The sequence below is a fragment of the Comamonas sp. 14P8.1.4 genome, from assembly GCF_057799285.1.
Map to the genome: position 1 here is coordinate 69,294 of NZ_JBYOKN010000008.1, position 24,132 is coordinate 93,425.

Consider the following 24,132-nt stretch of genomic DNA (forward strand, 5'->3'; position numbering starts at 1 on the left):
GCGTGCCGATTCACCGATCAGGAATCAGGCGCTTTCCCAGACTGACGGTGTGGTCTGTGGCATAGCCGAGGCTTTCGTAAAAAGCGATCACGGCCTCGTTGCCCGCGCGCACTTGCAAGTTGAGCTTGGGGCAGCCCAGCGCGGTCAACGCCTGCTCGGCTTGCTGCATCAGCTGATGCGCATGGCCTTGGCGTTGGTGTGCGGGGTGAACGGCCAGGTAGTTGATCCAGCCGCGATGCCCGTCATAGCCCACCATGATGGTGGCGATGATGGCGCCGCCCTCGTCGTGGCCGACCCAAAACAGCTCGGGCGAAACACTGCACTTGCGCGCAATGTCTTGGTGCGGATCGTTCCACGGGCGTATCAACCCGCAGTCGCTCCACAGTTGCACCACAGCGTCGGTGTCGGAAGCGGCAAAGGCGCGGATTTCCATTACGCCGCTTTCTCGGCCGCCTTCAGCGCGCGCTTGAGGTCGTCGATCAGGTCGTCGGCGTCTTCCAGGCCGATGGACAGGCGGATCGTGCCTTGGCCGATGCCGGCGGAAGCCAGCGCTTCGTCGCTCATGCGGAAGTGGGTGGTGCTGGCCGGGTGGATCACCAGGCTGCGGCAGTCGCCCACATTGGCCAGATGGCTGAAGACCTTCAGTGTTTCGATGAACTTCTTGCCTTGGTTGCGGTTGCCGGCAATGTCAAAGCTGAACACCGAGCTGGCACCGCGCGGCAGCAGCTTTTTGGCCAGTGCGTGCGAGGAATGCGACTCCAGCATGGGGTGGCCCACGCGGCTGACCAGCGGGTGGCTGGCCAGGAACTGAACGACTTTTTCGGTGTTTTTCATGTGGCGTTCCATGCGCAGCGGCAGCGTCTCGATGCCTTGCAAAATCAGCCAGGCGCTGTGCGGGCTCATGCAAGCGCCAAAGTCACGCAGGCCTTCGCGGCGGGCGCGCAGCAAGAAGGCGCCGGTGGTGGACTCTTCGCTGAACACCATGTTGTGAAAGCCATCGTAGGGCTGGGTCAGCTCGGGGAATTTGCCCGATTTTTCCCAGTCAAAGCTGCCGCCGTCGACGATGATGCCGCCGATCACGGTGCCGTGGCCCGAGAGGAACTTGGTGGCCGAGTGGTAGACGATGTCCGCACCCAGCGACAGCGGTTTCATCAGCCAGGGCGAGGTGAGTGTGGAGTCGACCAGCAGCGGCACGCCGGCTTCATGGGCGATCTGGCTGACGGTGGGGATGTCCAGCACGTCCAAGCCGGGGTTGCCCACGGTTTCGCCAAAGAACAGCTTGGTGTTGGGGCGCACGGCGGCGCGCCAGCCGTCGATGTCGCCGGGCTTCACAAACGTGGTCTCAATGCCAAAGCGCGCCAGTGTGTAGTGCAGCAGGTTCTGGCTGCCGCCATATAGCGCCGTGCTGGCGACGATGTGGCTGCCCGCGCCCATCAGCGTGGCCACGCTCAGGTGCAGCGCCGCCTGGCCACTGGCCACGGCAATTGCGCCCACGCCGCCTTCCAACGCCGAGACGCGCTGCTCCAGCACCGCATTGGTGGGGTTGGAGATGCGGCTGTAGACGTGACCAGGACGCTCCAGGTTGAACAGGCTGGCGGCGTGATCGCTGGATTCGAAGACGAAGGAGGTCGTCAGGTGAATCGGCACCGCGCGCGCGCCGGTGGCCGGGTCGGGCTGGGCGCCTGCGTGCAGGCTCAGGGTGTCAAAGCCGGGGTCTGAGTAACCGGGCATGTGCTGTCTCCAGGGTTTTGATTTTTAGGGGTGTTGGGCGTGATCAGCTCGCATGCTGGCACAGAAGTGCGCCGTGGTCAGCACCCTGGGTGACGCGCAAAGTGCGCAATGCTCTGCAAATAAGAGCTTGTAGCGCTTTATTTGATTGGGTTTGCATGCGAATTGACTCTGCATCTATGAATGCATGCGCGCAAGCTGCTATGTTTTGTGCGGCTGTCGTCAAAATGGCCACCCTGTCGCCCAGAAAGGGGAGGGCCCTTGTGATGTGGGCTATATTGTGCAAACGGCTGCTGCGCGGGTTTGCAGCGGCTGGTTCTTGGAGATACACCGATGAAAGTGAGCGACATCCTGCTCCTGAAGGGCAACAGTTTGTACGTGGCGCAAGCCGACGATGCCCTGGTTGATGCTGTGACGTTGATGGCCGCCAAAGATATTGGTTCGCTGGTGGTGGTTGAGCACGGTGATGTGGTGGGTATGCTGACCTTCCGCGAGGTCATTCAGGCGATTGCTAAGAATGGTGGCACTTTGGGCACGCTGCGCGTGCGCTCGGTCATGGATGACGCACCGCTGACCTGCACGGCAGAGACCGAGCTGGATGAAGTGCGCCGCATGATCTTGGACCACCACGCACGCTATATGCCCGTGATGGACAAGCGCGCACTGACAGGCGTGGTGAGCCTCTATGACGTGGCCAAGGCCGTGGTCGACAGTCAGAATTTTGAGAACAAGCTGCTCAAAGCCTATATCCGTGACTGGCCCGAGTCGGAAAACCGAGCTTCACAAGAGGGCTGATACGCCCACCGGCTAGTGTCACCAGACGCTGACGGTGCGAAAAAAAGGCTTCCCTCGGGAAGCCTTTTTGCTGTGCGATGCCGCCTGCGGCTTAAGCGGGTTGGGCGCTGGCTTGCAGCTGCAGCCACTGCGCAATCTGCGCGCCAGGCATGGGCTTGGCAAACAAATAGCCTTGCAGCACCGGGCAGCCTTGCGCCTGCAGCCAGTGGGCCTGCTCCTGGGTTTCCACCCCTTCAGCGACCACCGTCATGCCCAGGCTGGTTGCGATATTGAGCACCGAGCGCGTCAGCGCACTGGCCGCGCTGCTGCTGCCAACGTCCTGGACAAAGCTCTTGTCGAGCTTGAGTTCCGAAATGGGCAGGCGGTGCAAATAGCTAAGGCTGGAATAGCCCGTGCCAAAGTCATCCATGGACAGGCGGATGCCCATCTGGTGCAGCGCCGTCAGGTTGTCCAGCGTGGCAGGGCTGCTGTCGAGCATCACGCTTTCGGTGATCTCCAGCATCAGGTCTTTGCAGTCCAGGCCATGCTGGCGCAGCGTGGTCAGCACCTGCAGGGCAAACGTCGGGTCGTGCAGGTTGTTGGTGGACAGATTGACGGCCACGTGCGGGATGGACAGACCCTGTGCGCGCCATGCGGCCAGCTGCGCGCAGGCAGCATCCACCAGCCAGCTGGTGAGCTGGTGAATCAGGCCAGCATCCTCGGCAATGGCAATAAAGCGCGGCGGTGCCACCCAGCCCCATTCCGGGTGCTGCCAGCGCGACAGCGCTTCCATGCCGTACAGCGTGGTGGGGGCCTGGCTGAAGACTTGGGGCTGAAAATGCAGCTGCAATGCCCCATCGGTCAGTGCCTGGCGCAGCTCGCGCTCCATGTCGGCGCGCTCCTGGCTGACCTTGCCCATCTCGGGCTGGTAGCGCTCCCACAGCTGGCAACCCTGGCTTTTGGCGGCATACATGGCCTGGTCTGCGTGGCGCAGCAGTGTCTCGATGTCGGATCCGTCCTCGGGGTAGGTGCAGACGCCAATGCAGGCGTTGGGCGTGGTCATCACACCGTTGATGTAGAAGGGCTCGGCAATAGCGTTGAGCATGCGCAGCGCCAGCTCGGGGATCTGGTCTGCGGAGCAAAAAGGCATCAGCACCGCAAATTCGTCGCTGGACAGACGGCCCACAACGTCTTCGGGGCGCGTGCACTTGCCCAGGCGCTGGGCAATCTCACACAGCAAGGCATCACCCGCTGAGTGACCCAGGCTGTCATTCCACTGTTTGAAGCGGTCCAGGTCCAGGAAGAACAGCAAGCCTTTTTTGCCGCGGATGGCATGCAGCGCTTGCTGTGCGCACTCATTGAACATGGTGCGGTTGGGCAAGTGGGTGAGGGTGTCGTAGTAGGCCAGCTGGCGGATGCGGTGCTTGCTGGCATCGCGCTCCATGGCGATGGCGCTCAGGTACAGGCAGGCCTGCACCAGCTGGCGGTGCAGCTCGTTGGGCAGTCGTGGCCGGTCAAAGTACAGCGCGAAGGTGCCGATCACCACCCCTTCGTGGTTTTTGATGGGGCAGGACCAGCAGGCCCGCAAGCCGGCCGCCAGAAACGGTGCGGCCATGTCGGTCCAGCAGGGATCGGTGCTGATGTCTGCACACTGCACCTCATGGCCCTTGAATGCGGCCACGCCGCAGCTGCCCACGTCGGGGCCGATGTGCAGGCCGTCGACAAAATCGTTGATGTGCTGCGGCAGGCTGGGTGCGGCCAGGGCGTGCAGCACGCCGGTGCTGTCGACGGTCAGCAGGCTGACGCGCAGGTCGGGGCAGATCTGCTCAATGCCCTTGCACATGCGGGTCATCAGCTCTGCCAGCGGCTTTTCGTGCACCACGTCTTCCAGCATCTGGCGCTGCAGTGCTTCAAACCGTTTGGTGAAGCCGATGTCGGTGAACACAATCACTTCGGCCTGGTTGCGGTCGAGTGGCATGGGCAGGCGGTTGAGGGTGTTGACCGTGGCGGCCACCCACAGCAGCGATCCGTCGCGGTGGCGCAGCTGCAGCTCGCCGTTGTAGGTGCCGCTGAGCACCAGTTGCTCGCGGATGTGCGGGGCCAGCTCCATGGAGGTGGCCAGCAGGGTGGTCAGCGGGCGTTTGCCTTGTATCTCTTGCTGGGTATAGCCCAGCAGGCGTGTGAATCCTTCATTGACATGGGTGACATTCAAATCGTCATTCGTAATGATCCATGCACTGTCGCTGCTATGCAGCGCTTGCAACCAGTCCGGGGCGTGAGGGGCCGGTGTCAAGTGTGTCATCAAGCGGCTTTCTCGAAAAATTTCGCAAATGGTAACAAGCTGTCAGAACCTCGCCAAGGTGTTTGGGTATCGCGCGGGCATAATCCACCGCACTATGAGCGGCAATACATTCGGAACTCTTTTCACGGTCACCAATTTTGGTGAATCGCACGGGCCAGCGATTGGCTGTGTTATTGATGGCTGCCCACCAGGGCTGTCACTGTCGGTGGAGGATATTCAAGCGGACCTGGATCGCCGCCGTCCTGGTACCAGCCGCCACGTGACGCAGCGCCAGGAGCCTGACCAAGTCGAGATCCTTTCTGGGGTGTATGAAGGCGTGACCACAGGCACGCCCATTGGTTTGCTGATTCGCAATACCGACCAGCGCAGCAAGGATTACGCCAATATTGCACAGAGTTTTCGCCCCGGGCACGCGGATTACGCGTACTGGCACAAGTACGGTGTGCGCGATCCGCGCGGTGGTGGCCGTTCGTCGGCGCGTTTGACGGCACCCACGGTGGCGGCGGGCGCAGTGGCCAAAAAATGGCTCAAGGAAAAGTTTGGCACCGAGTTTCGGGCCTGCATGACCCAGCTGGGCGAATTGCCCATTGGTTTTGAAGACTGGGCCCATGTGCCGCACAACCCCTTCTTTGCGCCGGTGGCCGATGTGCAGGCGCTGGAAGACTATATGGATGCCTTGCGCAAGGCCGGTGACAGCTGCGGCGCGCGCATTCGCGTGCAGGCTACGGGCATGTCCGTGGGCCTGGGCCAGCCGCTGTACGACAAGCTGGACGCTGACATTGCCTACGCCATGATGGGGCTCAACGCCGTCAAAGGTGTGGAAATTGGTGCCGGCTTTGCCAGCGTGGCGCAGCGCGGCACGGTGCATGGGGATTCGATGAGCCCCGAGGGCTTTCGCACCAACCATGCCGGTGGTGTGCTGGGCGGTATCAGCACCGGCCAGAATCTGGAAGTCTCGATCGCGATCAAGCCCACCAGCTCTATCTTGAGCCCACGCGAATCCATCGATGTGCATGGCAACAGCACCGAGGTGATCACCAAGGGCCGCCACGACCCGTGCGTGGGCATTCGCGCAGCACCGATTGCCGAGGCGCTGCTGGCGCTGGTGGTGATGGACCACGCCTTGCGCCACCGTGCGCAGTGCGGGGATGTCCGCCCCGCCGTGGCACCGATTGCAGCGGCAGTCAAATAAATTCAGGAGCAGCTAGCGCACGGGTTTGCTGGATTTCATGCAGTTTTAAGCATGAAATCCATGTATGGCAAGCGCTGGCTGCTTCTGTTTTTGAAAGAGTCCACGAAAAAAAGGCCACATACGTGGCCTTTTTTGTGGGGTGCTGCTGCTGTGCCGCTCAGGTGCGGACTTCATCCACCAGGATTTTGAAGTCATCAATGTCTTCAAAACTGCGGTAGACGCTGGCGTAGCGGATATAGGCCACCTTGTCGAGCTTGCGCAGCTCTTGCATCACCAGCTCGCCAATGCGGCTGGAAGGCACTTCGCGCACGCCAGCGGTCAGCAACTGTTCTTGCACGCGTTCGATGGCGTTGTCGACCTGGGCCGATTCTACCGGGCGCTTGCGCAAGGCCAGCGCGAACGAGGCTTGCAGTTTGTCGTGGCTGAAGTCAATGCGGCGGCCGTCTTTTTTGACCACGGTCGGAAAGCTCACATCGGGGCGTTCGTAGGTGGTAAAGCGCTTGGCACAGCCCAGGCATTGCCTGCGACGGCGAATCAAGGCCCCTTCATCGGCCACGCGGGTTTCCACAACTTGGGAGTCTGGATGGCTGCAAAAGGGGCACTTCATGGCAGTGGCAGATTACTTGTAGACGGGGAAGCGGGCAGTCAGCTTGGCCACTTCTTCGCGCACGCGGGCCAGATTGGCTTCGTCGTTGGGGTTTTCCAGCACATCGGCCACCAGGTTGGCGGTGATGCGGGCTTCTTCTTCCTTGAAACCACGGGTGGTCATGGCCGGTGTGCCCACGCGGATACCGCTGGTCACGAATGGCTTCTCGGGGTCGTTAGGAATGGCGTTCTTGTTGATGGTGATGTGGGCAGCACCCAAAGCAGCTTCAGCCGCCTTACCAGTGATGCCCTTGGCACGCAGGTCCACCAGCATGACGTGGCTTTCGGTGCGGCCAGAGACGATGCGCAGACCGCGCTCGGTCAGGGTATCGGCCACCACCTTGGCGTTCTTCACGACTTGCTCTTGGTAAGCCTTGAATTCGGGGCTTTGTGCTTCCTTGAACGCAACGGCCTTGCCGGCGATCACGTGCATCAATGGGCCGCCTTGCAGGCCGGGGAAGATGGCGCTGTTCAGCGCCTTCTCGTGCTCGGCCTTCATCAAGATCACGCCGCCGCGGGGGCCGCGCAGGCTCTTGTGGGTGGTGGTGGTGACCACGTCCGCGAAAGGCACAGGGTTGGGGTACACGCCCGCAGCGATCAGGCCCGCGTAGTGGGCCATGTCCACCCACAGGATGGCGCCGACTTCCTTGGCGATCTTGGCGAAACGCTCAAAGTCGATGCGCAGGGCGTAAGCCGATGCGCCAGCCACGATGATGCGGGGCTTGTGCTCACGTGCCAGCGCTTCCATCTTGTCGTAGTCGATGGCTTCGTTGGCGTCCAAACCGTAGGCCACGGCATTGAACCACTTGCCCGACATGTTCAGGGCCATTCCGTGGGTCAAGTGACCGCCTTCGGCCAGGCTCATGCCCAGGATGGTGTCGCCGGGCTTGGCAAAAGCCATCAGCACAGCTTGGTTGGCTTGCGAGCCGGAATTGGGTTGCACATTGGCCGCTTCAGCGCCGAAGATGGCCTTGATGCGGTCGATGGCCAGTTGCTCCACCACGTCCACGTGTTCGCAGCCGCCGTAGTAACGCTTGCCGGGATAGCCTTCGGCGTACTTGTTGGTCAGCTGGGAGCCCTGGGCTTCCATCACGGCGGGCGAGCAGTAGTTTTCGCTGGCGATCAGCTCGATGTGATCTTGCTGGCGCTGGTTTTCAGCCTGGATGGCGGCAAAGACTTCGGGATCGACGATCTCGACGGTGTTGGTGCGTTGGAACATGGTATTTGGCAGTCCTGTGAACTTGTATTCCCTTGAAGACAAGGGCTGCCCAGGCGAACGGCTGAAACGCCCGATCAGTCTGGGCGGTACGCTCCCCGGTGGTTGGCGCAGGGCTTGTGAAAAGTCCTTTGCAGCGATTCCACGTCAGTGCAGCACCGAAAGTGATTCTCGGCCGCACCTATCGCCAGTTGCGTACCCCGCAAGTGTAGCCCAGCCTGCAAACCCTAGAAACAACGCAGCGCAAGCACTGCATGGGCACTGGGCCTTTGCACTGCTTGCGCTGGGTGGCGCTCAGCTTCAATACGTCAGAGGTTGGAGTTCAGCGCGACATGGGTGTCGTCTTGCACATGGCTGGCAGCCACCGACGCGGGCTCTTCGTCGTCCTTCATGGGCGTGATCATGCGCTTGGCCACCAGAGCGGGCTTGATCTGCGTGGTGGGGGTGCTGCTGCCAGCCACCTGGCGCAGGCGGCGGTGTTCGGCCAGCACCTTGGCGGCATAGCCACCATCGGTCTGCAGATTGGCAGCGCCGACGTAGTACTTGAGCGCACCTTCCACGGAACCCGTGATCTGGATGTATTCCTTAAGGATGGAAGCACCCACGCGCAGGTTGCTCACAGGGTCGAAGGCCGCATGGTTGCCGCCAAAGTTGTCGTACTTGTCGGTGTGGACGCGGGTCATCACCTGCATCAGGCCTTGTGCACCCACAGTGCTTTGGGCAAAGGGGTTGAAACGCGACTCAATGGCCATCACGGCCAGGATCAGCGTGGGGTCAATCTTTTGCAGCTCGCCTTGCTCATAGGCTTCCGACACGATGGCCGCAATCGGCTCGGCCGCAACCTTGTACTTTTTGCTGATCCAGTAAGCCACGGCAGACTGGTCTTTGGGCAGCTCCTTGGGATTGGAGGCGGTGGTGCGCTCAATGGCTTCAGGCTCGGGGGTGAAGCCGACCACGGCCACGTGACGATCCTGCAGCCACGTGCGCAGCTGTGCTTCACCTTGCGCGCGCAAATCGGGGTGTGCGAACAGGGCGATACCAGCAAATGCAACGACCAGACCGATCAATGCAAAGCTGTTGTGGGTAATTTCAAGAAAACCCTCGGTGATATCTGACGCAATGGCGCGTACAGATGTCACCCAGTTTCCTGGCTTAGACATGGCGTTTCCTTTCTTGAGGCCTGGGGCGGAGTGTCCGTACGAGGTCATTCCGACGATCCAGCCTGAGATCCGATGGCTACTGTTTCATGCGCTTACTCAGCGCCTGGAGGGCATGAACATCCCGGGAAGGGATTGAAGTAACAACGATTGACAATCTTGCGATGTGAAGTGGGCGGATTCTAAATTTCGTCTAAATTACCAGTCAACACTTTGGATTCTATTTTTTATTACTTTTGGTTGTTATTGGGCTGTGTTTATAGCCATGCATAAAGTGGTAACTAGCTGTAAACCCTTGTATTCCAGTGTTTGTCAATGCCTTTGTTGCTATCAAACTGGGGGTTGCTTGATTTGATTTTTAAATTATTCAATGCGGCTTATAGGTGAAATCTTTAACCGACGGCGCCCACCTGACAATTGGTGACGCATTCCATGTTTAAAACAGTGTCAATTTGGGCGGCAGCGGTCACCGCTTCGCGCTCTGGCGCGTTAAGGTCTGCAGGCAGGTAATCACCGACGTACGGAGTGTGGATAAAGATGGCGCAAACAAAACAAGCAGGGCGGGGCAAAAAGATAGGGCGCAAGCTGGCGGTGGCCACTGGCGCTGTGCTGCTGGTCTGGGGGGGCTTGTGGCTGGCGTTACCTGGTGTGATTGCACAACAGGTGCAGGACAAAGCTTCGCAGGCGTTGGGCCGCGCAGTGGCGGTACGCAGTGTGGAATTTGCCCCGTGGTCGCTGGCGCTGACGGTGCGCGGTCTGGAAGTTGCGGGTTTGCCGGGCCAGGCGCCGGCTTTATCGATAGAGCGCACGTATATCAATGCATCACTCACCAGCTTGCTGCGCTGGGCGCCAGTGCTCGATGCCATTGAACTCGATCAGCCCGTGGTGCGGGTGCGCCAGGATGCTTCCGGGCAGTGGGACTTTGCGGATGTACTGGCCAAGCTGCAGCAAAACCCAGAGCCTGAGGATCCCCAGGCCGCGCCTGCACGTCTGGCGCTCTACAACATCCAGATTCATGATGGCCAGGTGTTGTTTAACGACGACGTGGCCGGGGTGGAGCACAAGATTGAGGCTTTGCAGCTGCAGCTGCCGTTCATCAGTACGTTGCCCTCGCAGCGTGAGGTGACCGTGCAGCCCCAGCTGTCCCTGCGGCTCAACGGCAGTGAGATTGCAACGCAGGCGGTGGGCACCCCGTTTGATGCCACCCACCAAACGCAGGCCCAGCTCGAGATCAAGCAGTTTGATCTGCGACCCTATGCCCCTTACCTGCCAGCCAGCGTGCCGCTGCGGCTGCAGCAAGGTCAGGTGGATGCCAAGATCCTGGTGGATTTTGAGCAAACGCAGCAGCCCACCGTGCAGCTGCAAGGCAGCACGCTCGAGCTTTCAGATTTGAAGCTGCAAGATACCGCTGCGCAGGATTTGGCAGGCTGGTCACACCTGAAAGTGGAGTTGGGCGATACGCGCCCCTTGCAGCACCAGGTGCGGGTGGCAGCCGTAACACTGCAGCAGCCGTTTGGGCATATCCACCGCCGTGCTGACGGCCGTTTTTTGCCTGCAGGGCCAGGTGCAGGTGTGACAACCCCTGCAGAACAGTCGGTAGATGCTTCAAAAAAAGAAGCTGCTAGCGCAGAGTGGAAGCTGGCTATCGACCGTTTTGATGTGGAAGGTGGCTGGGCGCAGTGGCGCGATGATGTCGGTCAGGTGGGGGCGGCACTGCGTGTGGATCAGCTGCAGCTGCATGCCCAGGACCTGGCATGGCCCATGGGGCAGGATGCCCGCTGGACGCTGACGGCGCAGTTGCAAGGTGAAGACCGCGCAGCGCGCGGCAGCGTGCGCAGCACGGGCCAAGGTGGGTTGGAGCAGGGCCAAAGCGCCATCGTGGTGGATAAATTCGACGCGCAGGCTGTTCAAGCCTATGCCAAGCAGTGGCTCAAGCTGCCGGTGGGGGGGCTGACTTCGCTGACTGTCGGCGTGGCTTGGCAGCAAGGGCGCGTGCACGCCAAGGTGCCGACATTGACGGTGGAGTCGGTCGCCCTGGGGCAACCGGCTTCCCCTGAGGTGGCGTGGACAGGGCTGCAGCTGCGCAATCTGCAACTGGATACAGCGCAGCAGCAGGTGCAGGTGGAACATATTGCACTGGAGGCACCCACTGCCCGGGTGCAGCGCAATGCGCAAGGCCGCTGGATGTATGAGCAGTGGCTGCAGCCGGTGGTGGGGGCGCCTGCCAAGGGCAAGGAGACCGTCGCTTCACCCGCAGGCAAGCCATGGCAGGTACTGGTGCAGGACATGGAGCTGGCCGCAGGGCAGGTTGAGCTGACCGATGCTTCGCTCGGTGATATGCCCCTGGCCATCAAGCTTTCGGATGTGCAGTTGCGCATGCAGAACGTGGACAGCATCAAAGGTACTGCACAGGCCAAGCTGTCGGCGCGCATGGCTGAGCGCACGCGCCGCGGTGGCTGGGGCAAGCCTGGGGCTTTGTCGTACGAGGGGGACCTGCAGCTGGATCCGCTGCTGGCCAAAGGGCGCGTGCACATCAATGCGTTGCCACTGCAGGCTTTTGAGCCCTATATGGCACCGTACTTGAACGTGCGCCTGGTGCGTGCACTGGCCAGCTTTGATGGCGATGTGCACTATACGCAGCGGGCTAAGGGTCCCCAGTTGCAGTTGCAAGGCGAGGGGCGCGTGACCGATCTGCACGTCCAAACCGTGCAGGGTGATACGCAGGCCGCGCATGCGGTGCAAGGGCCACAGGCTTCGGCTGTCTTGGGCGCGGAAGACTTGCTGCGCTGGAAGCAGCTGCGCCTGCAAGGGGTGCGTGTGAACATGCAGCCCGCACAACCACCCCATATACAAGTGCGCAGCACGCAGCTGCAGGACTTTTACGCCCGCGTGGTGGTGCTGCCGCAAGGGCGCCTGAATCTGCAGAATTTGGTGAAAAATGCGGAGCAAGACGCCGCAGCGCAGGTGGCAGCAACCGCAGGCGGGCATGCAGACGCACCGGTTGCGACGTCTGAAGGCGCTGTCGCCGCTGCACCTGCTTCAGCAGAGCCTGCGGCTCGCATCGACATGGGGCCTATTGCGCTGCAGGGCGGTGTGATCAAGTTCTCGGACTATTTCATCCGTCCCAACTACACCGCAGATTTGACGGCGCTCAACGGCAGCCTGGAAGCCTTTTCGTCCCTGCCTGCAGCGCCCGGCGAGGCGCCTGCGCTGGCCAAACTGGCGCTGGAGGGGGTGGCGCAAGGCACGGCGCAGCTGCATATCGACGGCGCTATCAATCCTCTGGCCCAACCCCTGGCCATGGACGTACGCGCACAGGTGCAGGGGCTGGATCTGTCGCCGCTGAGTCCTTACGCTATTAAGTATGCAGGGCATGGCATTGAAAAGGGCAAGCTCACCATGGATGTGCGCTATCAAGTGCAGCCCGATGGGCAACTGACGGCCACCAACCAACTGGTGCTGAACCAGCTGACGTTCACCGACCCGGTGGAGGGCGCTCCGGCTTCCTTGCCTGTGCGCCTGGCGGTGGCGCTGCTGGCAGACAGCAATGGCGTGATTGACCTGAACCTGCCGATCAGTGGCTCGCTCAATGACCCGCAGTTCCGTATTGCACCCGTGGTCTTCAAGATCATTGGCAACATCATCCGCAAAGCCGTCACCGCGCCGTTCAGTTTGCTGACGGGGGCTTTCGCTTCGGAGGATGACAAGAGCGACATCACGTTTGAGGCGGGGCGCTCCAGTCTGAATGCCCAAGCACAAACCAATTTGCAGCAACTGGCCAAAGCGATGAACAGCAAGCCACAGCTGAAGCTGACCTTGGTGGGGCAGGCGGATGGCGCGACAGAGGCGCAGGGCTGGAAGCGCGCCAAGCTGCAGCAACTGGAGGACGGCCCAGCGGGTGCGGCAGACGAAGCTGATGCAGCGCCAGCACGTACGGACAAGCAAAAGCTGGCGGCGCTCAAGCAGGTCTATCGCAACACCGTCAAAGACCGCCCACGCAACATGGTGGGCATGACCAAGGATTTGCCCGCAGAAGAGATGCGGACATTGACCGTGCAGGACATGGTGATCCCGCAAACGGCTTGGCAGGACTTGGCTGCCGCGCGGGCACAGAATGTGCGTGACTATCTGCTGGCGCAAGGGGTGGAGCCAGGCCGTGTATTCCTGGGGAATGCCTCGGGCAAGGCCGCTGAGCCAGCCAGCCCCTCTGTGTTGCTGAACATTTCTGTCCAGTGATACTTTGGGTCTTTGCAATTAGCGGCGAAAATACGTGTTAACCAGCGCGCAGGTTTGAGACCAAGCGTGCCTGCAAGACACTAAAGCCCTTCATGCCTTGGGATGAAGGGCTGTTTTCCTATTTCATGATTCTTAATTTATTCGCAGCAAAATGTCTGACGCACCTGAAATGAACCCGTCCCCAGCCAAGCACACTGAGGCTCATCCGCTGGATGCGCTGACTGGCGGTGCGTTTTCGGCCGCTACATCGGGTGACCGCGCGGCCCGTATCCGCGACTGGCTGGCCGCACAGCCCTCGGACGAGCAATTGCAAGAAGTGTTCAAAGAGTTGAGCGTGCGCGACAAGAGCGTGGCTCGTCTGGTGCGCGAGCGCATGGACGATATTCGCCGTGCGAAAGACCAGGAAGTCATTGCCGTGGAGTGGGCGGAAAAAGCCAACGCATTGCTTGCCGGTGCGGTGCTGAACGTGACCGAGGCCGTGGCATGGCAGCGCGATGCGGCCAAAGCCGGTGCTCCCCTGTCGCGCGAACCACTGTCTGCGCTGAAGCAGCAACTGGTCGAGCGTGTGAAAACCATTGAAGACCTGCAGCACCGCGTGCAGGTGCAGCGCGAGGCTGCTGTGTTGCTGGCCCAGCGCATTGAAGTGCTGTCGACCAAGCCCTGGCGTGATGCCGAAGTGGCGCAAGAGGGTTTGCGCAGCGATGTCGCCCACTGGCAAGCCCAGGCCACAGAGCTCACCAATGACGCCAGCTGGGGCAGTGTGAATGACCGCTTCCCACCACAGCTGGAGGCTTCGCGCGCTCAGCTGCTGGTGGTGTGGGAGGCTTACCAGTCTGCTTTGGCGCTGACGCAAGCTGCTGCCAGCAATGAGCAGGCTGAGTTGCCTCCAGTGCCGGTGTGGGCTGATGAAATTCGCGTAGCACGCGGTTTGCCTTCGGAGTTGGTGGCGCCAGTTGTGGCCAAGCCCGCGGCTGCGGCCAAGGCACCGAAGGTCGATGCGGCGCAAAAGCAGCAAGCCGCCGTACAAGCCGTGCAGCCTGCACTCAAGGCGCTGGCAGATGCGGGTGCAGAGCAGAAGGCTGAAGCCGTTGCTGCGTTGCGCGCTGTGCTCAAGCAACAAGGTCGTTGGCTGGATGAGGCGCTGGCCCTGCAGGTGCACGAGCAATTGCTGGCGGCAGGTGATGCGCAAGGCTGGCAGCCCAAGAACGTGGATGCACAGCGTGAAGCGCTGATTGCCAAGGCTGAAGCACTGCTCAACCGCCCTGAAGGTCAGGCCTTGGGTGGCCGCAAACTGCAGGAATCGTTGCGCCAGCTGCGCGAGCAGTGGAAGCAGACCGACCAAGGTGCGGCACCCAACCACGCGCTGTGGAAGAAGTTTGATGACGCCTGTAACGCGGTTTACAAGCAGGTGGAGGCTTGGTTGGAGCGTGTGCGCTTTGAGGCTACGCAGCACAAGGCATCGCGTCTGGCACTGATTGAAGAGCTCAAGGCGTGGGCCGTAGCGCAAGCCAACACCGAGGACTTGAAAGGTTTGGCGCGGGGTCTGCGTCAGTTTTCCGAGCGCTGGCGCGATGGTGGTCATGTGGGTGAAAAGGTTTTTGCAGAGCTGCAAACAGCCTTCAAGCAAGCGATGGTGTTGGCAGAAGCGCCGCTGCACGCTGCGCAAAAAGCCAGCTTGGATCGTCGCCACGCCATGATTGCGGAAGCGCAAGCGCTGGCGGATGCCCCTGCTTTGCGCATCGATGCGGTCAAGGCACTGCAGCAACGCTGGCAGGCGGAGGCGCAATCAGTGCCTCTGGATCGCAAGCACGAGCAAAAGCTGTGGGATACCTTCCGCCAGCCTTTGGATGAGGCCTTCAATCGCAAGGGCGCTGAGCGCAATCGTGCACCTTCGCTGGAGAATCTGCCGGCCCATGACCGTGCGGTGCTGGAAGCTTCCAAAGCGTTGCAAGCCGCCAATGCATCCGGTGATGTGCAGCAGATTCGTGCAGCCATGGACGCATTGGAAGATGCAGTGCAAAATCAGCCTGTAGCCCAATCTGCAAGCGCGCAAGATGCTCCTGTTAAAGAAGCTGATGCTGCTGCAGCAGTGAAGTCGGACCGCCCTGTGGTGGCTGTGCGCGGCGATGACCGCCCCGGTGCCAAGAAAGAAGCAGCAGCACCCGTGCGCGAAGCGCGACCTGCTGCGCGCAAGGATGCGCGTCCTGCCCGTCCAGAGCGTGGTCCTCGTTTGGGTGATGCCGCTTTCCGTGCACAGCGCGATGCCATGGAAGGTGCGCAGTTCGCCATGCGCAAGCTGGCGGCGCAAGCCCATGGTGAGGCGTTGACGAAGCTGGTGGAGGCTTGGAGCAAGCGTGATGCACAGGCGCTGCCTTCGCCCCAAGAGTTGGGCGGTAAGGTGACGGCGCAAGTGCGCAATGCCTGGTCGCAAGCCGTGTCCGCACCGGCTGGTGCGGATGCTGCGGAAGCCCTGCTGCGTTTGGAAATCGCATCGGACAGCACCACTCCAGCCGAGCATGTGGCTGCACGCCGCATGCTGCAGCTGCAGCTGCTGACACGACGCAATGCACCGGCGCCAGATCAAACCTGGGCGCAAGATGTGGCAGCGGTACTGGCATCGGCACACAGCGATGCACAGGCACGCCGCTTGCAAAACGTGCTCAAGCCACTGTTGCGCAAGTAATCGCCAGAAGTGCCGGGCAGCATTGCTGCTTAGCAATTCCTGATCTGAAAGCCAGTCCATCGGGTTGGCTTTTTTTATGTGCGTATGGGTTATGCCTGAAATGGAGGCGAAAAAAAAGCCGTTGTATGTACATACAACGGCTTGCTGTGTTTGGTGCCCAGGAGAGGACTCGAACCTCCACGGAATTACCCGCTAGTACCTGAAACTAGTGCGTCTACCAATTCCGCCACCTGGGCAAAGTTAGCTGCTTTTTGAAGAGTGAGGTAGCACTCGGCAATCTATCTTTGCGGCATACAAACAAATATGCCTGTCTAAATTTTGGTGCCCAGGAGAGGACTCGAACCTCCACGGAATTACCCGCTAGTACCTGAAACTAGTGCGTCTACCAATTCCGCCACCTGGGCAAAAGACAAATTGTTTTTAAATAAGTGAGGTAACACTCAACAATCTGCTTTTGTTGATACCTGCTGAACAAGCAAGTATCGCAAATTTTGGTGCCCAGGAGAGGACTCGAACCTCCACGGAGTTACCCGCTAGTACCTGAAACTAGTGCGTCTACCAATTCCGCCACCTGGGCTGATATTTACTGAAAAGCCTTAAGGTCTTTCAATAAATTTCATATTTCGCTGAAAAGAGAAGTTTACTTCCAAACAAAGCGTTCATTTGGTAATTTATGAACTTTTTGTTTTCCAACACTGCAAGCAGTTGTCGTTAAACTTGGTGCCCAGGAGAGGACTCGAACCTCCACGGAGTTACCCGCTAGTACCTGAAACTAGTGCGTCTACCAATTCCGCCACCTGGGCTTTTCAGGAAAGATTTAGATTGTATAGCAAAAAAATGGACCCTCGCACCAACTCACGCACTTCTCTCAAAGAGATTGAAGGGATTGTGCAGGGGCATCGAGACGGACACGGTTTTGTCATCTGTGACGATGGCGATGCCGATATTTACATTCCCGCCAATGAAATGCGCGCCGTGCTCCACAAGGATCGCGTGCGTGTGCACATCGTGCGGCAAGACCGGCGCGGTCGCCCCGAAGGGCATATTGTTGAAATTGTGGAGCGCCCCACCAAGACCTTGATCGGTCGCCTGCTGCAAGAAAGCGGCGTCTGGCTGGTGGCGCCGGAAGACAAGCGTTATGGTCAGGATGTACTGGTGCCGCAAGGTGCCACCGGGCAGGCCAAGACGGGTCAGGTGGTGGTGGTGGAGTTGACGGAAGCGCCAGCGCTGTTTGGTCAGCCCGTCGGCCGTATCGTGGAAGTACTTGGGGGGATGGACGACCCGGGCATGGAAATTGAAATTGCCGTGCGCAAATACGGTGTGCCGCATATCTTCTCGGACGCTTGCCTGGCTGCTGCCAAGGCTTTGCCTGAGAAGGTCATGGCCAAGGATCGCAAAGATCGCATTGACCTGCGCGATGTGCCGCTGTGCACCATCGATGGCGAAGACGCGCGCGACTTTGACGATGCCGTGTATTGCGAGCCTGCCAAAGTGGGTCGCAGCAAGGGCTGGCGCCTGCTGGTGGCGATTGCCGATGTCAGCCACTACGTGCAAAACGGCAATGCCATTGATGTGGATGCCTACGATCGTGCCACCAGCGTGTACTTTCCGCGCCGCGTGATTCCCATGCTGCCGGAGAAGCTGTCCAACGGCCTGTGCTCGCTCAATCCAGAGGTGGATCGCCTGTGCATGGTCTGCGACATGCTGGTGACCGCCAAAGGGGAGGTGCATGCCTACCAGTTCTACCCTGGTGTGATGCACAGCCATGCGCGCTTTACATACACGGAAGTGGCGGCGATTTTGTCCAACACCCGTGGCCCCGAGGCAGCGCAGCGCAAAGAGCGTGTGCCGGATCTGCTGAATCTGCACGGTGTATTTCGCGCCCTGCTGCAGGCACGCGAAGTGCGTGGCGCGGTGGACTTCGATACGGTGGAGACGCAGATCGTTTGCGATGAAAACGGTCGTATTGAAAAAATCATGCCGCGCACCCGCAACGATGCCCACCGCTTGATTGAAGAGTGCATGCTGGCGGCCAACGTCTGCGCGGCAGACTTTATTGAGCAAAACGGTCGTCCCGCCTTGTTCCGCGTGCACGATAAGCCCTCGGCTGAAAAAATTGATTTGCTGCGCGGCTATCTGAAGGCCACGGGCATCAATATGTCGGTCAGTGATTCGCCCAAGCCGGCGGAGTTTCAGGCGATTGCAGCAGCGACCAAAGACCGCCCTGATTCGCAGCAAATTCACACCATGCTGCTGCGCACCATGATGCAGGCCATGTACACCCCGGATAACGGCGGTCACTTCGGCTTGGCGTTTGATGCGTACACGCACTTCACCAGCCCGATTCGCCGTTACCCCGATTTGCTGGTGCACCGCGTCATCAAGTCGATCTTGGTGGATGCCAAGTACAAGCTGCCCAAGCTGCCAACACCGGGTGAGGCGCAGGAGAAACTGGCCAAGCGATTGGCCAGCCGCGTGGCGGAGCCGCAAGTCAAACCGCGCAGCAAACTGGCGCAGGCGGAAATGACGGCCTGGGAGGCGGCGGGCTTGCATTGCAGTGCCAATGAGCGCCGCGCCGACGAGGCCAGTCGCGATGTGGAGGCCTGGCTCAAGTGCAAATACATGCGCGACTACTTGGGTGAAGAGTTTGCCGGCACGGTGACGGCCGTCACCACCTTCGGCATCTTTGTCACGCTGGATGCCATGTATGTGGAAGGCTTGGTGCACATCACCGAGCTGGGTGGCGACTACTTCAAGTTCGACGACCAGCGCCAAGAGTTGCGCGGTGAGCGCTCTGGCGTGCGCTACACGATTGGCACGCGTTTGCAGGTGCAGGTCAGCCGTGTGGACCTGGATGGTCGAAAGATTGATTTCCGCATCGTGCAAGACGAGGCAGAGGCTGCGTTGGCGCGCAATGGTGCAGGTCGTGGGCGCGACGGGCGGCGTGAGCGCCGAGAGCAGGAGCCGCAGTCGACCTATGCCGAGCCTGCGGCCCGTGCACAGGCACGCGATAAAAAACGTGGCTCTGGCAAGGCAGCCAAAGCGGCCAAAGGTGGGCAGCCCGCTGCAGCGTGGACAGACCCGGCTGTGGCGGGGTTTGGCGCAGTGCGTGGTAAATCTGGCGGCGCGGCATCGCCCGACGGTAAGGCGGCAGCCAAGGCCAAGTCTTCCAGAAAGCGCCGCTGATACTGGCATGGCACCACGGTGCCGCACATGACCGTACCTCCGAAGCGGGTGCGTAAATAAGTGAGCTGCCAGCGCTTGTATTCTCTGAAATTCGGATAGTTTTCTATCTGAACTTCAGGATTTGCAAGTGCTGGCAGCTCCTTTTTTTTGTTGGTGCTAATGGCTGCGCAGCAGAGCGCGTGCCAGCTCGGAGGCGGTCAGTGCTTGCTGTGCAGGCCATTGGTCGGCCAATGCGCCGTGCTCCCAGGCTGCATGGCTGGCCGCGCTGTGGGCGCTGATGCCCGCTTGCCAGCGTGCGGCCAGCAATCCGGCCAGTACATCGCCGGTGCCGCCAATGGCCAGTCGGGCGTTGCCGGTGGGGTTGATGTGAGGGATCTCGTCGGGGCTGGCGATGATGCTGCCCGAGCCTTTGAGCAGCACGGTGCATTGCAGGCGCTGGGCCAGCGTGGCTGCGGCATGCAGGCGCTGTGCTTGGACTTCGGCGCTGCTTTGCTGCAGCAAGCGGGCCGCTTCCAGGGGGTGCGGTGTCAGCAGGGTGGCCTGGCCGCGCGCCCGGCGGGCGTGCAAGGCGCTTTGCAGCGTGATGTCGCGGGCGATGGCATTTAGGGCATCGGCGTCTAGCACCAGGCGTGGGGCTTGCTCAAGCGCCTCGGGCAGCCAGGCATGGATGGCGTTGCCCCCGCCGCAGCCGCACACTACGGTGGCATGTGCCAGTAGGGCGCGCGCGCTGTCGGCATCGGGCCGCATCAGGTCGGGCAGTGGTGCATACAGTGTGTGTAGCGTGGTATCCAGCAGGTGCAGCAGGGTGCGCCCCGCACCGTGGTGCAGGGCAGCGCTGGCAGCCAAGACGGCGGCGCCAGCCATGCCTGGTGCGCCGCCAATGACCAGTACATCGCCAAAGCTGCCCTTGTGGCTGTTGTGAGCGCGCGCAGCGGATGTGGGGGCTGCGCTCAGCCATGCATCAGGGGGGTGGTGTAGCAGTGGCTGGCAACCCAGGTCGTCCCACCAGAGCTGGCCGCAAGCGTCGCGGCCGTGGTGGGTGAGCAGGCCGGGCTTCAGGGTCAGCAGGCTGAGCGTGTGTCGACTGGCGGGTGTCCAGGTGGCGGGCGGAGCGTATCCCGGTAGCCAGTCGCCGTGGTCGGCGCCCAGTCCGGTGGGGATGTCTACGGCCAGTGTGTGCGCCGGGCTGCGGTAGCTGTGCTGTAGCAGGTGCTGGATGGTGGTGGCGCTGGCGTGCTGGTTGGTGCGTTGGCCCAGGCCCAGCAGGGCATCAATCACCACGTCATCTGTGCCAAGGGTGGGAATTTCTGTCGGCGTGAGCCACTGCGCCGTGCTTTGGCGGGCTTGTGCCCACGCATGCTGGCGATCGCTGCTGCCGGATGTGGCTGCTGCGCCTAAGTCATGCACCCATACGGTGAGGCCGCGTTGTGCCAGGCGGTGTGCGGCGACCAGGCCATCGCCGCCATTGTTGCCGGGGCCGCACAGCACCCAGGCCTGGCGGGCATGGGGTGCAATGGCGCATGTCAGCTGTGCAATGCTGCCCCCGGCGCGCTGCATCAAGCTGGGTGTGCGCGGGGTGGCCAGCGCAGCCTGTTCGATCCGTTGGCTGTTGTGCGCATTCCACAGAGGCAGGGGGGCGGTGTGGTGGGGGTGAATGCGCTGCAGCATGGGTTCTCCTAAAAGCGCAAGGGCGAGAAGGCTTGCATATCGAGTGCGGGTGGGCGATGGCCCAGCATATCTGCCACAGCCCGGGCACAGCCTGCCGCCAGGCTGGCGCCTTGGCTGCCGTGGGCCATATTGAGCCATACCCCAGGGTGACCGCTGCTGCCCACGGCGGGTAGACCATCCGGCAGGTGACCACGCACCCCGCGCCATACCTGCACTTGTGGAGATGACAAATGGGCACCCCCTGGAAACCAGTCGTTGAGCAATTGGTACATGCGCTGCAGAGTGCCGCTGTGGTGCGGTGCTCCGGCTGTGGCACCCATCTCCAGGCCTGCCGTAATGCGCACGCGTTGTCCCATGCGGCTGATGGTGGCCTGGTGCGTCCAATCCATGACGGCACTGCGGGGAGCTTGCAAGGCATCTCGCACGGGAGCGGTCACGCTGTAGCCCCAGGTGGGGATCAGGGGGAGTTGAATGCCGAGCGAATGCAAGAGCTGGTGCGTAGCACCCGTGCACAGCACGATGCTATCAAAACAATGCAGCTGACCGCCAGTTTCGACACCCACTGGTTGGGTGTGAATGCGGCTGATGGGGGTGCCAGTGCAAAAGTGCACGCCCATATGCTGGGCGTGCACGCGCAGATACTGCGCCCAGAGGCGCGGGTTGATCGATTCCGCATCTGGGAAATGCAGGGCGTTGATCCAGGCTATTTCTTGGCCCAAGCCGGGCTCTAGGGCCTGGACTTGGGGGGCGCTCAAAAGCTTGGAGGTGATGCCTTGTTCTTGCATCCAGTGGGCGTGCGCCTCCCAGAACTCCACCTCTTGGGGGGTGCGCAGCAAAACCAGGGCGCCGGATTGGCGTTCGGCGGCCAGCTCGGTGTCTTCGCAGTCTTGCCAGCGCAGGCTTGCGCTGTAGCTGCCCATGGTGTGCAGGGCTTCAGCCAGGGTGTGGTCGCCTTGTTTGTTGGCGCTTTTTTCGTGCTTTTTCCATTGGCGCATCCAGCGCCAGGTGGGGGAGCCAATCATGCGTGATGCCTGCAGCAAACCAGTGCCGCTTTGCAGGCGCTTGAGTGGCATGCCTGCGCCGGGGGTGGACAGGCTTGGTGTGATCAAGGGTGACAACCAGCCGCCAGGCGCGAAACTGGCTTCTTCGACGGCGGCATTCATTTGTTCGAAAACGGTAACTTGGTGCCCATCACGGGCAAGCTCCAAGGCCGTGGAGATGCCGACGATACCGGCGCCCACGATGGCGAGATTCATGGCATTTTTGCGCTATTGCGGAAGTCGTGATTTTGACTTGCAAACAGCGTCCGACTTGCGCCAATTCGCAAAGAAATATGAAGTGTTGCGCGGGGGCGCTTGCAAAAGACAGGCGGGGTGTTGGCAGGGGCATGGGTTGTCTTGTGCTAAAATCTTTCGGCTTTGCAGTTGGTTGTCCGGTAATTGGCTGGGCAAGGCTTGCAAAGTTAATCGCAAATCAGCTCTCTCAAGGTGTTGCAAGGCCACGAGGTCTGCGAAATCGAGCTGCATTTAAGACCTAACCTTTTGGAGAAAACCATGTCCGTTACCATGCGCGAAATGCTGGAAGCCGGTGTCCACTTCGGTCACCAAACCCGTTTCTGGAACCCCAAGATGGCTCCGTTCATCTTCGGTCACCGTAACAAGATCCACATCATCAACCTGGAAAAGTCCCTGCCCATGCTGCAGGACGCCCAGAAGTTTGCCAAGCAACTGGCATCTAACGGCGGCACGATCCTGATGGTTGGTACCAAGCGTCAAGCCCGTGAACTGGTGGCTGAGCAAGCTCAGCGCGCTGGCGTTCCTTACGTGGACCAGCGTTGGTTGGGCGGTATGCTGACCAACTTCAAGACCGTGAAGACTTCCATCAAGCGTCTGAAGGACATGAAGGTTCAACAAGAAGCTGGCCTGGAATCGCTGTCCAAGAAAGAGCAGCTGATGTTCGCTCGCGAACTGGAAAAGCTGGAAAAGGACATCGGCGGTATCCAAGATATGGTTACTTTGCCTGACGCCATTTTCGTGATCGACGTGGGTTTCCACAAGATCGCTATTTCCGAAGCCAAGAAGCTGGGTATCCCATTGATCGGTGTGGTGGACTCCAACCACAACCCCGAAGGCATCGACTACGTGATTCCTGGTAACGATGACTCGGCCAAGGCTGTGGCTCTGTACGCCCGCGCTATTGCTGACTCCATCCTGGAAGGCCGTGAAGCTCGTCTGAACGACGTGGCTAAGGTGGCTGCTGGTGAAGGTTCCGACGAATTCGTCGAAGTGGAAGATTCCGCTGCCTAAGTCCTGGCTGTGCGACTTGTCGCAATAAAAAGCGGGGCTCTACGTAGCCCCCTTTTTTTAGCTGAAATCCTGTAACGATTTGAACTGAATACGGAGAAACAAGATGGCTGCAATTACCGCAAGCATGGTGGCTGAACTGCGCGCTAAGACTGACGCGCCCATGATGGAATGCAAGAAGGCTCTGACCGAAGCTGATGGCGATATGGCCAAGGCGGAAGAGCTGCTGCGCGTCAAGCTGGGTACCAAGGCTGGTAAGGCTGCTTCGCGCGTGACCGCCGAAGGCGTGGTTGCTTCCTTCATGGAAGGCAATGTGGGCGCGCTGATCGAAGTGAATAGCGAAACTGACTTTGTTTCCAAGAACGACAGCTTCCTGGCGATGGCTGCTGCTGCTGCCAAGCTGGTGGCTGAGCACAATCCTGCGGATGTGGAAGCTCTGGGTGCTGTGGCTTACGAGCAAGACGGCTTCGGTCCCACACTGGAAGATGTGCGCAAGGGCCTGATCGGCAAGATCGGTGAAAACATGTCTTTCCGCCGCTTCAAGCGCTTTGAAGGCACTCTGGCTTCGTACGTGCACGGCTCGCGCATTGGCGTTGTGGTTGAGTTTGACGGCGATGCAACAGCTGCCAAGGATGTGGCAATGCACGTGGCTGCGATGAAGCCTGTGGCTTTGACATCTGCTGATGTGCCTGCAGATCTGATCGAAAAAGAGCGTACCGTTGCTGCTGCCAAGGCTGCTGAGTCCGGCAAGCCTGCTGAAATCGTGGCCAAGATGGTCGAAGGTTCCGTGCAGAAGTACCTGAAGGAAGTGTCTCTGGCTGACCAAGTGTTTGTGAAGGCCGCTGACGGCAAGCAAACCGTGGCTGCCATGCTGAAGGCTGCCAACACCACCGTGAAGGGTTTCACGATGTTTGTGGTGGGCGAAGGCATTGAGAAGAAGGTAGACGACTTCGCTGCTGAAGTTGCTGCCCAAATGGCTGCTGCCAAGGGCGCGTAAACGCTCTTTGCCCTCTGCCGTCGACTGATTTTTCACACCATAACC

Annotated in this window: 15 protein-coding genes, 4 tRNA genes and 1 riboswitch; of the genes, 7 read left to right on the top strand and 12 right to left on the bottom strand. The window is 60.4% G+C overall.

Annotated elements, in window-relative coordinates; genetic code table 11:
* Positions 1–10 precede the first annotated feature (10 nt).
* Positions 11–433, bottom strand: a complete 423-nt coding sequence (locus tag AC27VO_RS12670) for a GNAT family acetyltransferase (protein WP_488667076.1) — start codon at positions 431–433, stop codon at positions 11–13.
* Positions 433–1,731 (bottom strand): O-acetylhomoserine aminocarboxypropyltransferase, encoded by a 1,299-nt coding sequence (locus AC27VO_RS12675; RefSeq protein ID WP_488667077.1) that lies wholly within the window; start codon positions 1,729–1,731, stop codon positions 433–435. The genes AC27VO_RS12670 and AC27VO_RS12675 overlap by 1 nt, the downstream gene beginning before the upstream one ends.
* A 330-nt stretch (positions 1,732–2,061) precedes the next feature.
* On the opposite strand from AC27VO_RS12675, the gene AC27VO_RS12680 reads away from it, so the two are divergent.
* Entirely contained in the window at positions 2,062–2,523 is a 462-nt protein-coding gene (locus tag AC27VO_RS12680) for a CBS domain-containing protein (RefSeq protein WP_488667078.1), read from the top strand.
* Between the two features lie 91 nt (positions 2,524–2,614).
* On the opposite strand, the gene AC27VO_RS12685 is transcribed toward AC27VO_RS12680, so the two are convergent.
* Positions 2,615–4,804 carry a sensor domain-containing protein gene (locus AC27VO_RS12685; protein ID WP_488667079.1) on the bottom strand — a complete coding sequence of 730 codons (2,190 nt, stop codon included), beginning with the start codon at positions 4,802–4,804 and terminating at the stop codon, positions 2,615–2,617.
* A 94-nt stretch (positions 4,805–4,898) separates the two neighbouring features.
* On the opposite strand from AC27VO_RS12685, the gene aroC reads away from it, so the two are divergent.
* Entirely contained in the window at positions 4,899–5,996 is a 1,098-nt protein-coding gene (gene aroC, locus AC27VO_RS12690; RefSeq protein ID WP_488667080.1) for a chorismate synthase, read from the top strand.
* A gap of 157 nt (positions 5,997–6,153) precedes the next feature.
* Here aroC and nrdR read toward each other — a convergent pair whose 3' ends face one another.
* The 3 genes from nrdR to AC27VO_RS12705 form a co-directional block, all read right to left on the bottom strand.
* Positions 6,154–6,603, bottom strand: a complete 450-nt coding sequence (gene nrdR / locus AC27VO_RS12695; RefSeq protein ID WP_488667081.1) for a transcriptional regulator NrdR — start codon at positions 6,601–6,603, stop codon at positions 6,154–6,156.
* A gap of 12 nt (positions 6,604–6,615) precedes the next feature.
* Complete coding sequence (gene glyA, locus AC27VO_RS12700; RefSeq protein WP_488667082.1) at positions 6,616–7,860, bottom strand: serine hydroxymethyltransferase; 1,245 nt, start codon at positions 7,858–7,860, stop codon at positions 6,616–6,618.
* A gap of 40 nt (positions 7,861–7,900) precedes the next feature.
* A riboswitch (ZMP/ZTP riboswitch) is annotated at positions 7,901–8,062 on the bottom strand.
* A gap of 103 nt (positions 8,063–8,165) precedes the next feature.
* Positions 8,166–9,017, bottom strand: a complete 852-nt coding sequence (locus AC27VO_RS12705; protein WP_488667083.1) for a lytic transglycosylase domain-containing protein — start codon at positions 9,015–9,017, stop codon at positions 8,166–8,168.
* Between the two features lie 534 nt (positions 9,018–9,551).
* On the opposite strand from AC27VO_RS12705, the gene AC27VO_RS12710 reads away from it, so the two are divergent.
* Positions 9,552–13,250: a DUF748 domain-containing protein gene (locus AC27VO_RS12710; protein ID WP_488667084.1), complete on the top strand. Its 3,699-nt coding sequence runs from the start codon at positions 9,552–9,554 to the stop codon at positions 13,248–13,250.
* Positions 13,251–13,401: 151 nt separating this feature from the next.
* A complete protein-coding gene (locus AC27VO_RS12715; RefSeq protein WP_488667085.1) occupies positions 13,402–15,933 on the top strand; it encodes a DUF349 domain-containing protein in 2,532 nt (843 codons plus the stop codon).
* A 151-nt stretch (positions 15,934–16,084) separates the two neighbouring features.
* Here AC27VO_RS12715 and AC27VO_RS12720 read toward each other — a convergent pair.
* The 4 genes from AC27VO_RS12720 to AC27VO_RS12735 all read right to left on the bottom strand — a co-directional run bounded on the left by AC27VO_RS12720 (position 16,085) and on the right by AC27VO_RS12735 (position 16,736).
* Positions 16,085–16,169, bottom strand: a tRNA-Leu gene (locus tag AC27VO_RS12720).
* Positions 16,170–16,252: 83 nt separating this feature from the next.
* A tRNA-Leu gene (locus AC27VO_RS12725) sits at positions 16,253–16,337 on the bottom strand.
* An 88-nt stretch (positions 16,338–16,425) separates the two neighbouring features.
* Positions 16,426–16,510: transfer RNA gene (locus AC27VO_RS12730), tRNA-Leu, on the bottom strand.
* 141 nt (positions 16,511–16,651) lie between these two features.
* Positions 16,652–16,736 (bottom strand) — tRNA-Leu (locus tag AC27VO_RS12735).
* 34 nt (positions 16,737–16,770) lie between these two features.
* Between AC27VO_RS12735 and rnr the strand changes: the two genes are divergently transcribed.
* Positions 16,771–19,119, top strand: a complete 2,349-nt coding sequence (gene rnr / locus AC27VO_RS12740; RefSeq protein WP_488667086.1) for a ribonuclease R — start codon at positions 16,771–16,773, stop codon at positions 19,117–19,119.
* A gap of 156 nt (positions 19,120–19,275) precedes the next feature.
* On the opposite strand, the gene AC27VO_RS12745 is transcribed toward rnr, so the two are convergent.
* Both AC27VO_RS12745 and AC27VO_RS12750 read right to left on the bottom strand, forming a co-directional pair.
* Complete coding sequence (locus AC27VO_RS12745) at positions 19,276–20,787, bottom strand: NAD(P)H-hydrate dehydratase (RefSeq protein WP_488667087.1); 1,512 nt, start codon at positions 20,785–20,787, stop codon at positions 19,276–19,278.
* 8 nt (positions 20,788–20,795) lie between these two features.
* Entirely contained in the window at positions 20,796–22,043 is a 1,248-nt protein-coding gene (locus AC27VO_RS12750; protein WP_488667088.1) for an NAD(P)/FAD-dependent oxidoreductase, read from the bottom strand.
* Between the two features lie 297 nt (positions 22,044–22,340).
* Between AC27VO_RS12750 and rpsB the strand changes: the two genes are divergently transcribed.
* Positions 22,341–23,093 (top strand): 30S ribosomal protein S2, encoded by a 753-nt coding sequence (rpsB, locus tag AC27VO_RS12755; RefSeq protein WP_488667089.1) that lies wholly within the window; start codon positions 22,341–22,343, stop codon positions 23,091–23,093.
* Positions 23,094–23,196: 103 nt separating this feature from the next.
* Complete coding sequence (gene tsf / locus AC27VO_RS12760) at positions 23,197–24,087, top strand: translation elongation factor Ts (protein WP_488667090.1); 891 nt, start codon at positions 23,197–23,199, stop codon at positions 24,085–24,087.
* The last annotated feature ends 45 nt before the right edge of the window (positions 24,088–24,132 follow it).

Bases quoted from the DNA above. Each gene is read 5' to 3' on its own strand.
- nrdR (WP_488667081.1), bottom strand. From the start codon at position 6,603: ATGAAGTGCCCCTTTTGCAGCCATCCAGACTCCCAAGTTGTGGAAACC.
- tsf (WP_488667090.1), top strand. From the start codon at position 23,197: ATGGCTGCAATTACCGCAAGCATGGTGGCTGAACTGCGCGCTAAGACT.
- AC27VO_RS12710 (WP_488667084.1), top strand. From the start codon at position 9,552: ATGGCGCAAACAAAACAAGCAGGGCGGGGCAAAAAGATAGGGCGCAAG.
- AC27VO_RS12750 (WP_488667088.1), bottom strand. From the start codon at position 22,043: ATGAATCTCGCCATCGTGGGCGCCGGTATCGTCGGCATCTCCACGGCC.
- rnr (WP_488667086.1), top strand. From the start codon at position 16,771: ATGGACCCTCGCACCAACTCACGCACTTCTCTCAAAGAGATTGAAGGG.
- AC27VO_RS12685 (WP_488667079.1), bottom strand. From the start codon at position 4,804: ATGACACACTTGACACCGGCCCCTCACGCCCCGGACTGGTTGCAAGCG.
- glyA (WP_488667082.1), bottom strand. From the start codon at position 7,860: ATGTTCCAACGCACCAACACCGTCGAGATCGTCGATCCCGAAGTCTTT.
- AC27VO_RS12745 (WP_488667087.1), bottom strand. From the start codon at position 20,787: ATGCTGCAGCGCATTCACCCCCACCACACCGCCCCCCTGCCTCTGTGG.
- AC27VO_RS12705 (WP_488667083.1), bottom strand. From the start codon at position 9,017: ATGTCTAAGCCAGGAAACTGGGTGACATCTGTACGCGCCATTGCGTCA.
- AC27VO_RS12675 (WP_488667077.1), bottom strand. From the start codon at position 1,731: ATGCCCGGTTACTCAGACCCCGGCTTTGACACCCTGAGCCTGCACGCA.
- aroC (WP_488667080.1), top strand. From the start codon at position 4,899: ATGAGCGGCAATACATTCGGAACTCTTTTCACGGTCACCAATTTTGGT.
- AC27VO_RS12670 (WP_488667076.1), bottom strand. From the start codon at position 433: ATGGAAATCCGCGCCTTTGCCGCTTCCGACACCGACGCTGTGGTGCAA.
- AC27VO_RS12680 (WP_488667078.1), top strand. From the start codon at position 2,062: ATGAAAGTGAGCGACATCCTGCTCCTGAAGGGCAACAGTTTGTACGTG.
- AC27VO_RS12715 (WP_488667085.1), top strand. From the start codon at position 13,402: ATGTCTGACGCACCTGAAATGAACCCGTCCCCAGCCAAGCACACTGAG.
- rpsB (WP_488667089.1), top strand. From the start codon at position 22,341: ATGTCCGTTACCATGCGCGAAATGCTGGAAGCCGGTGTCCACTTCGGT.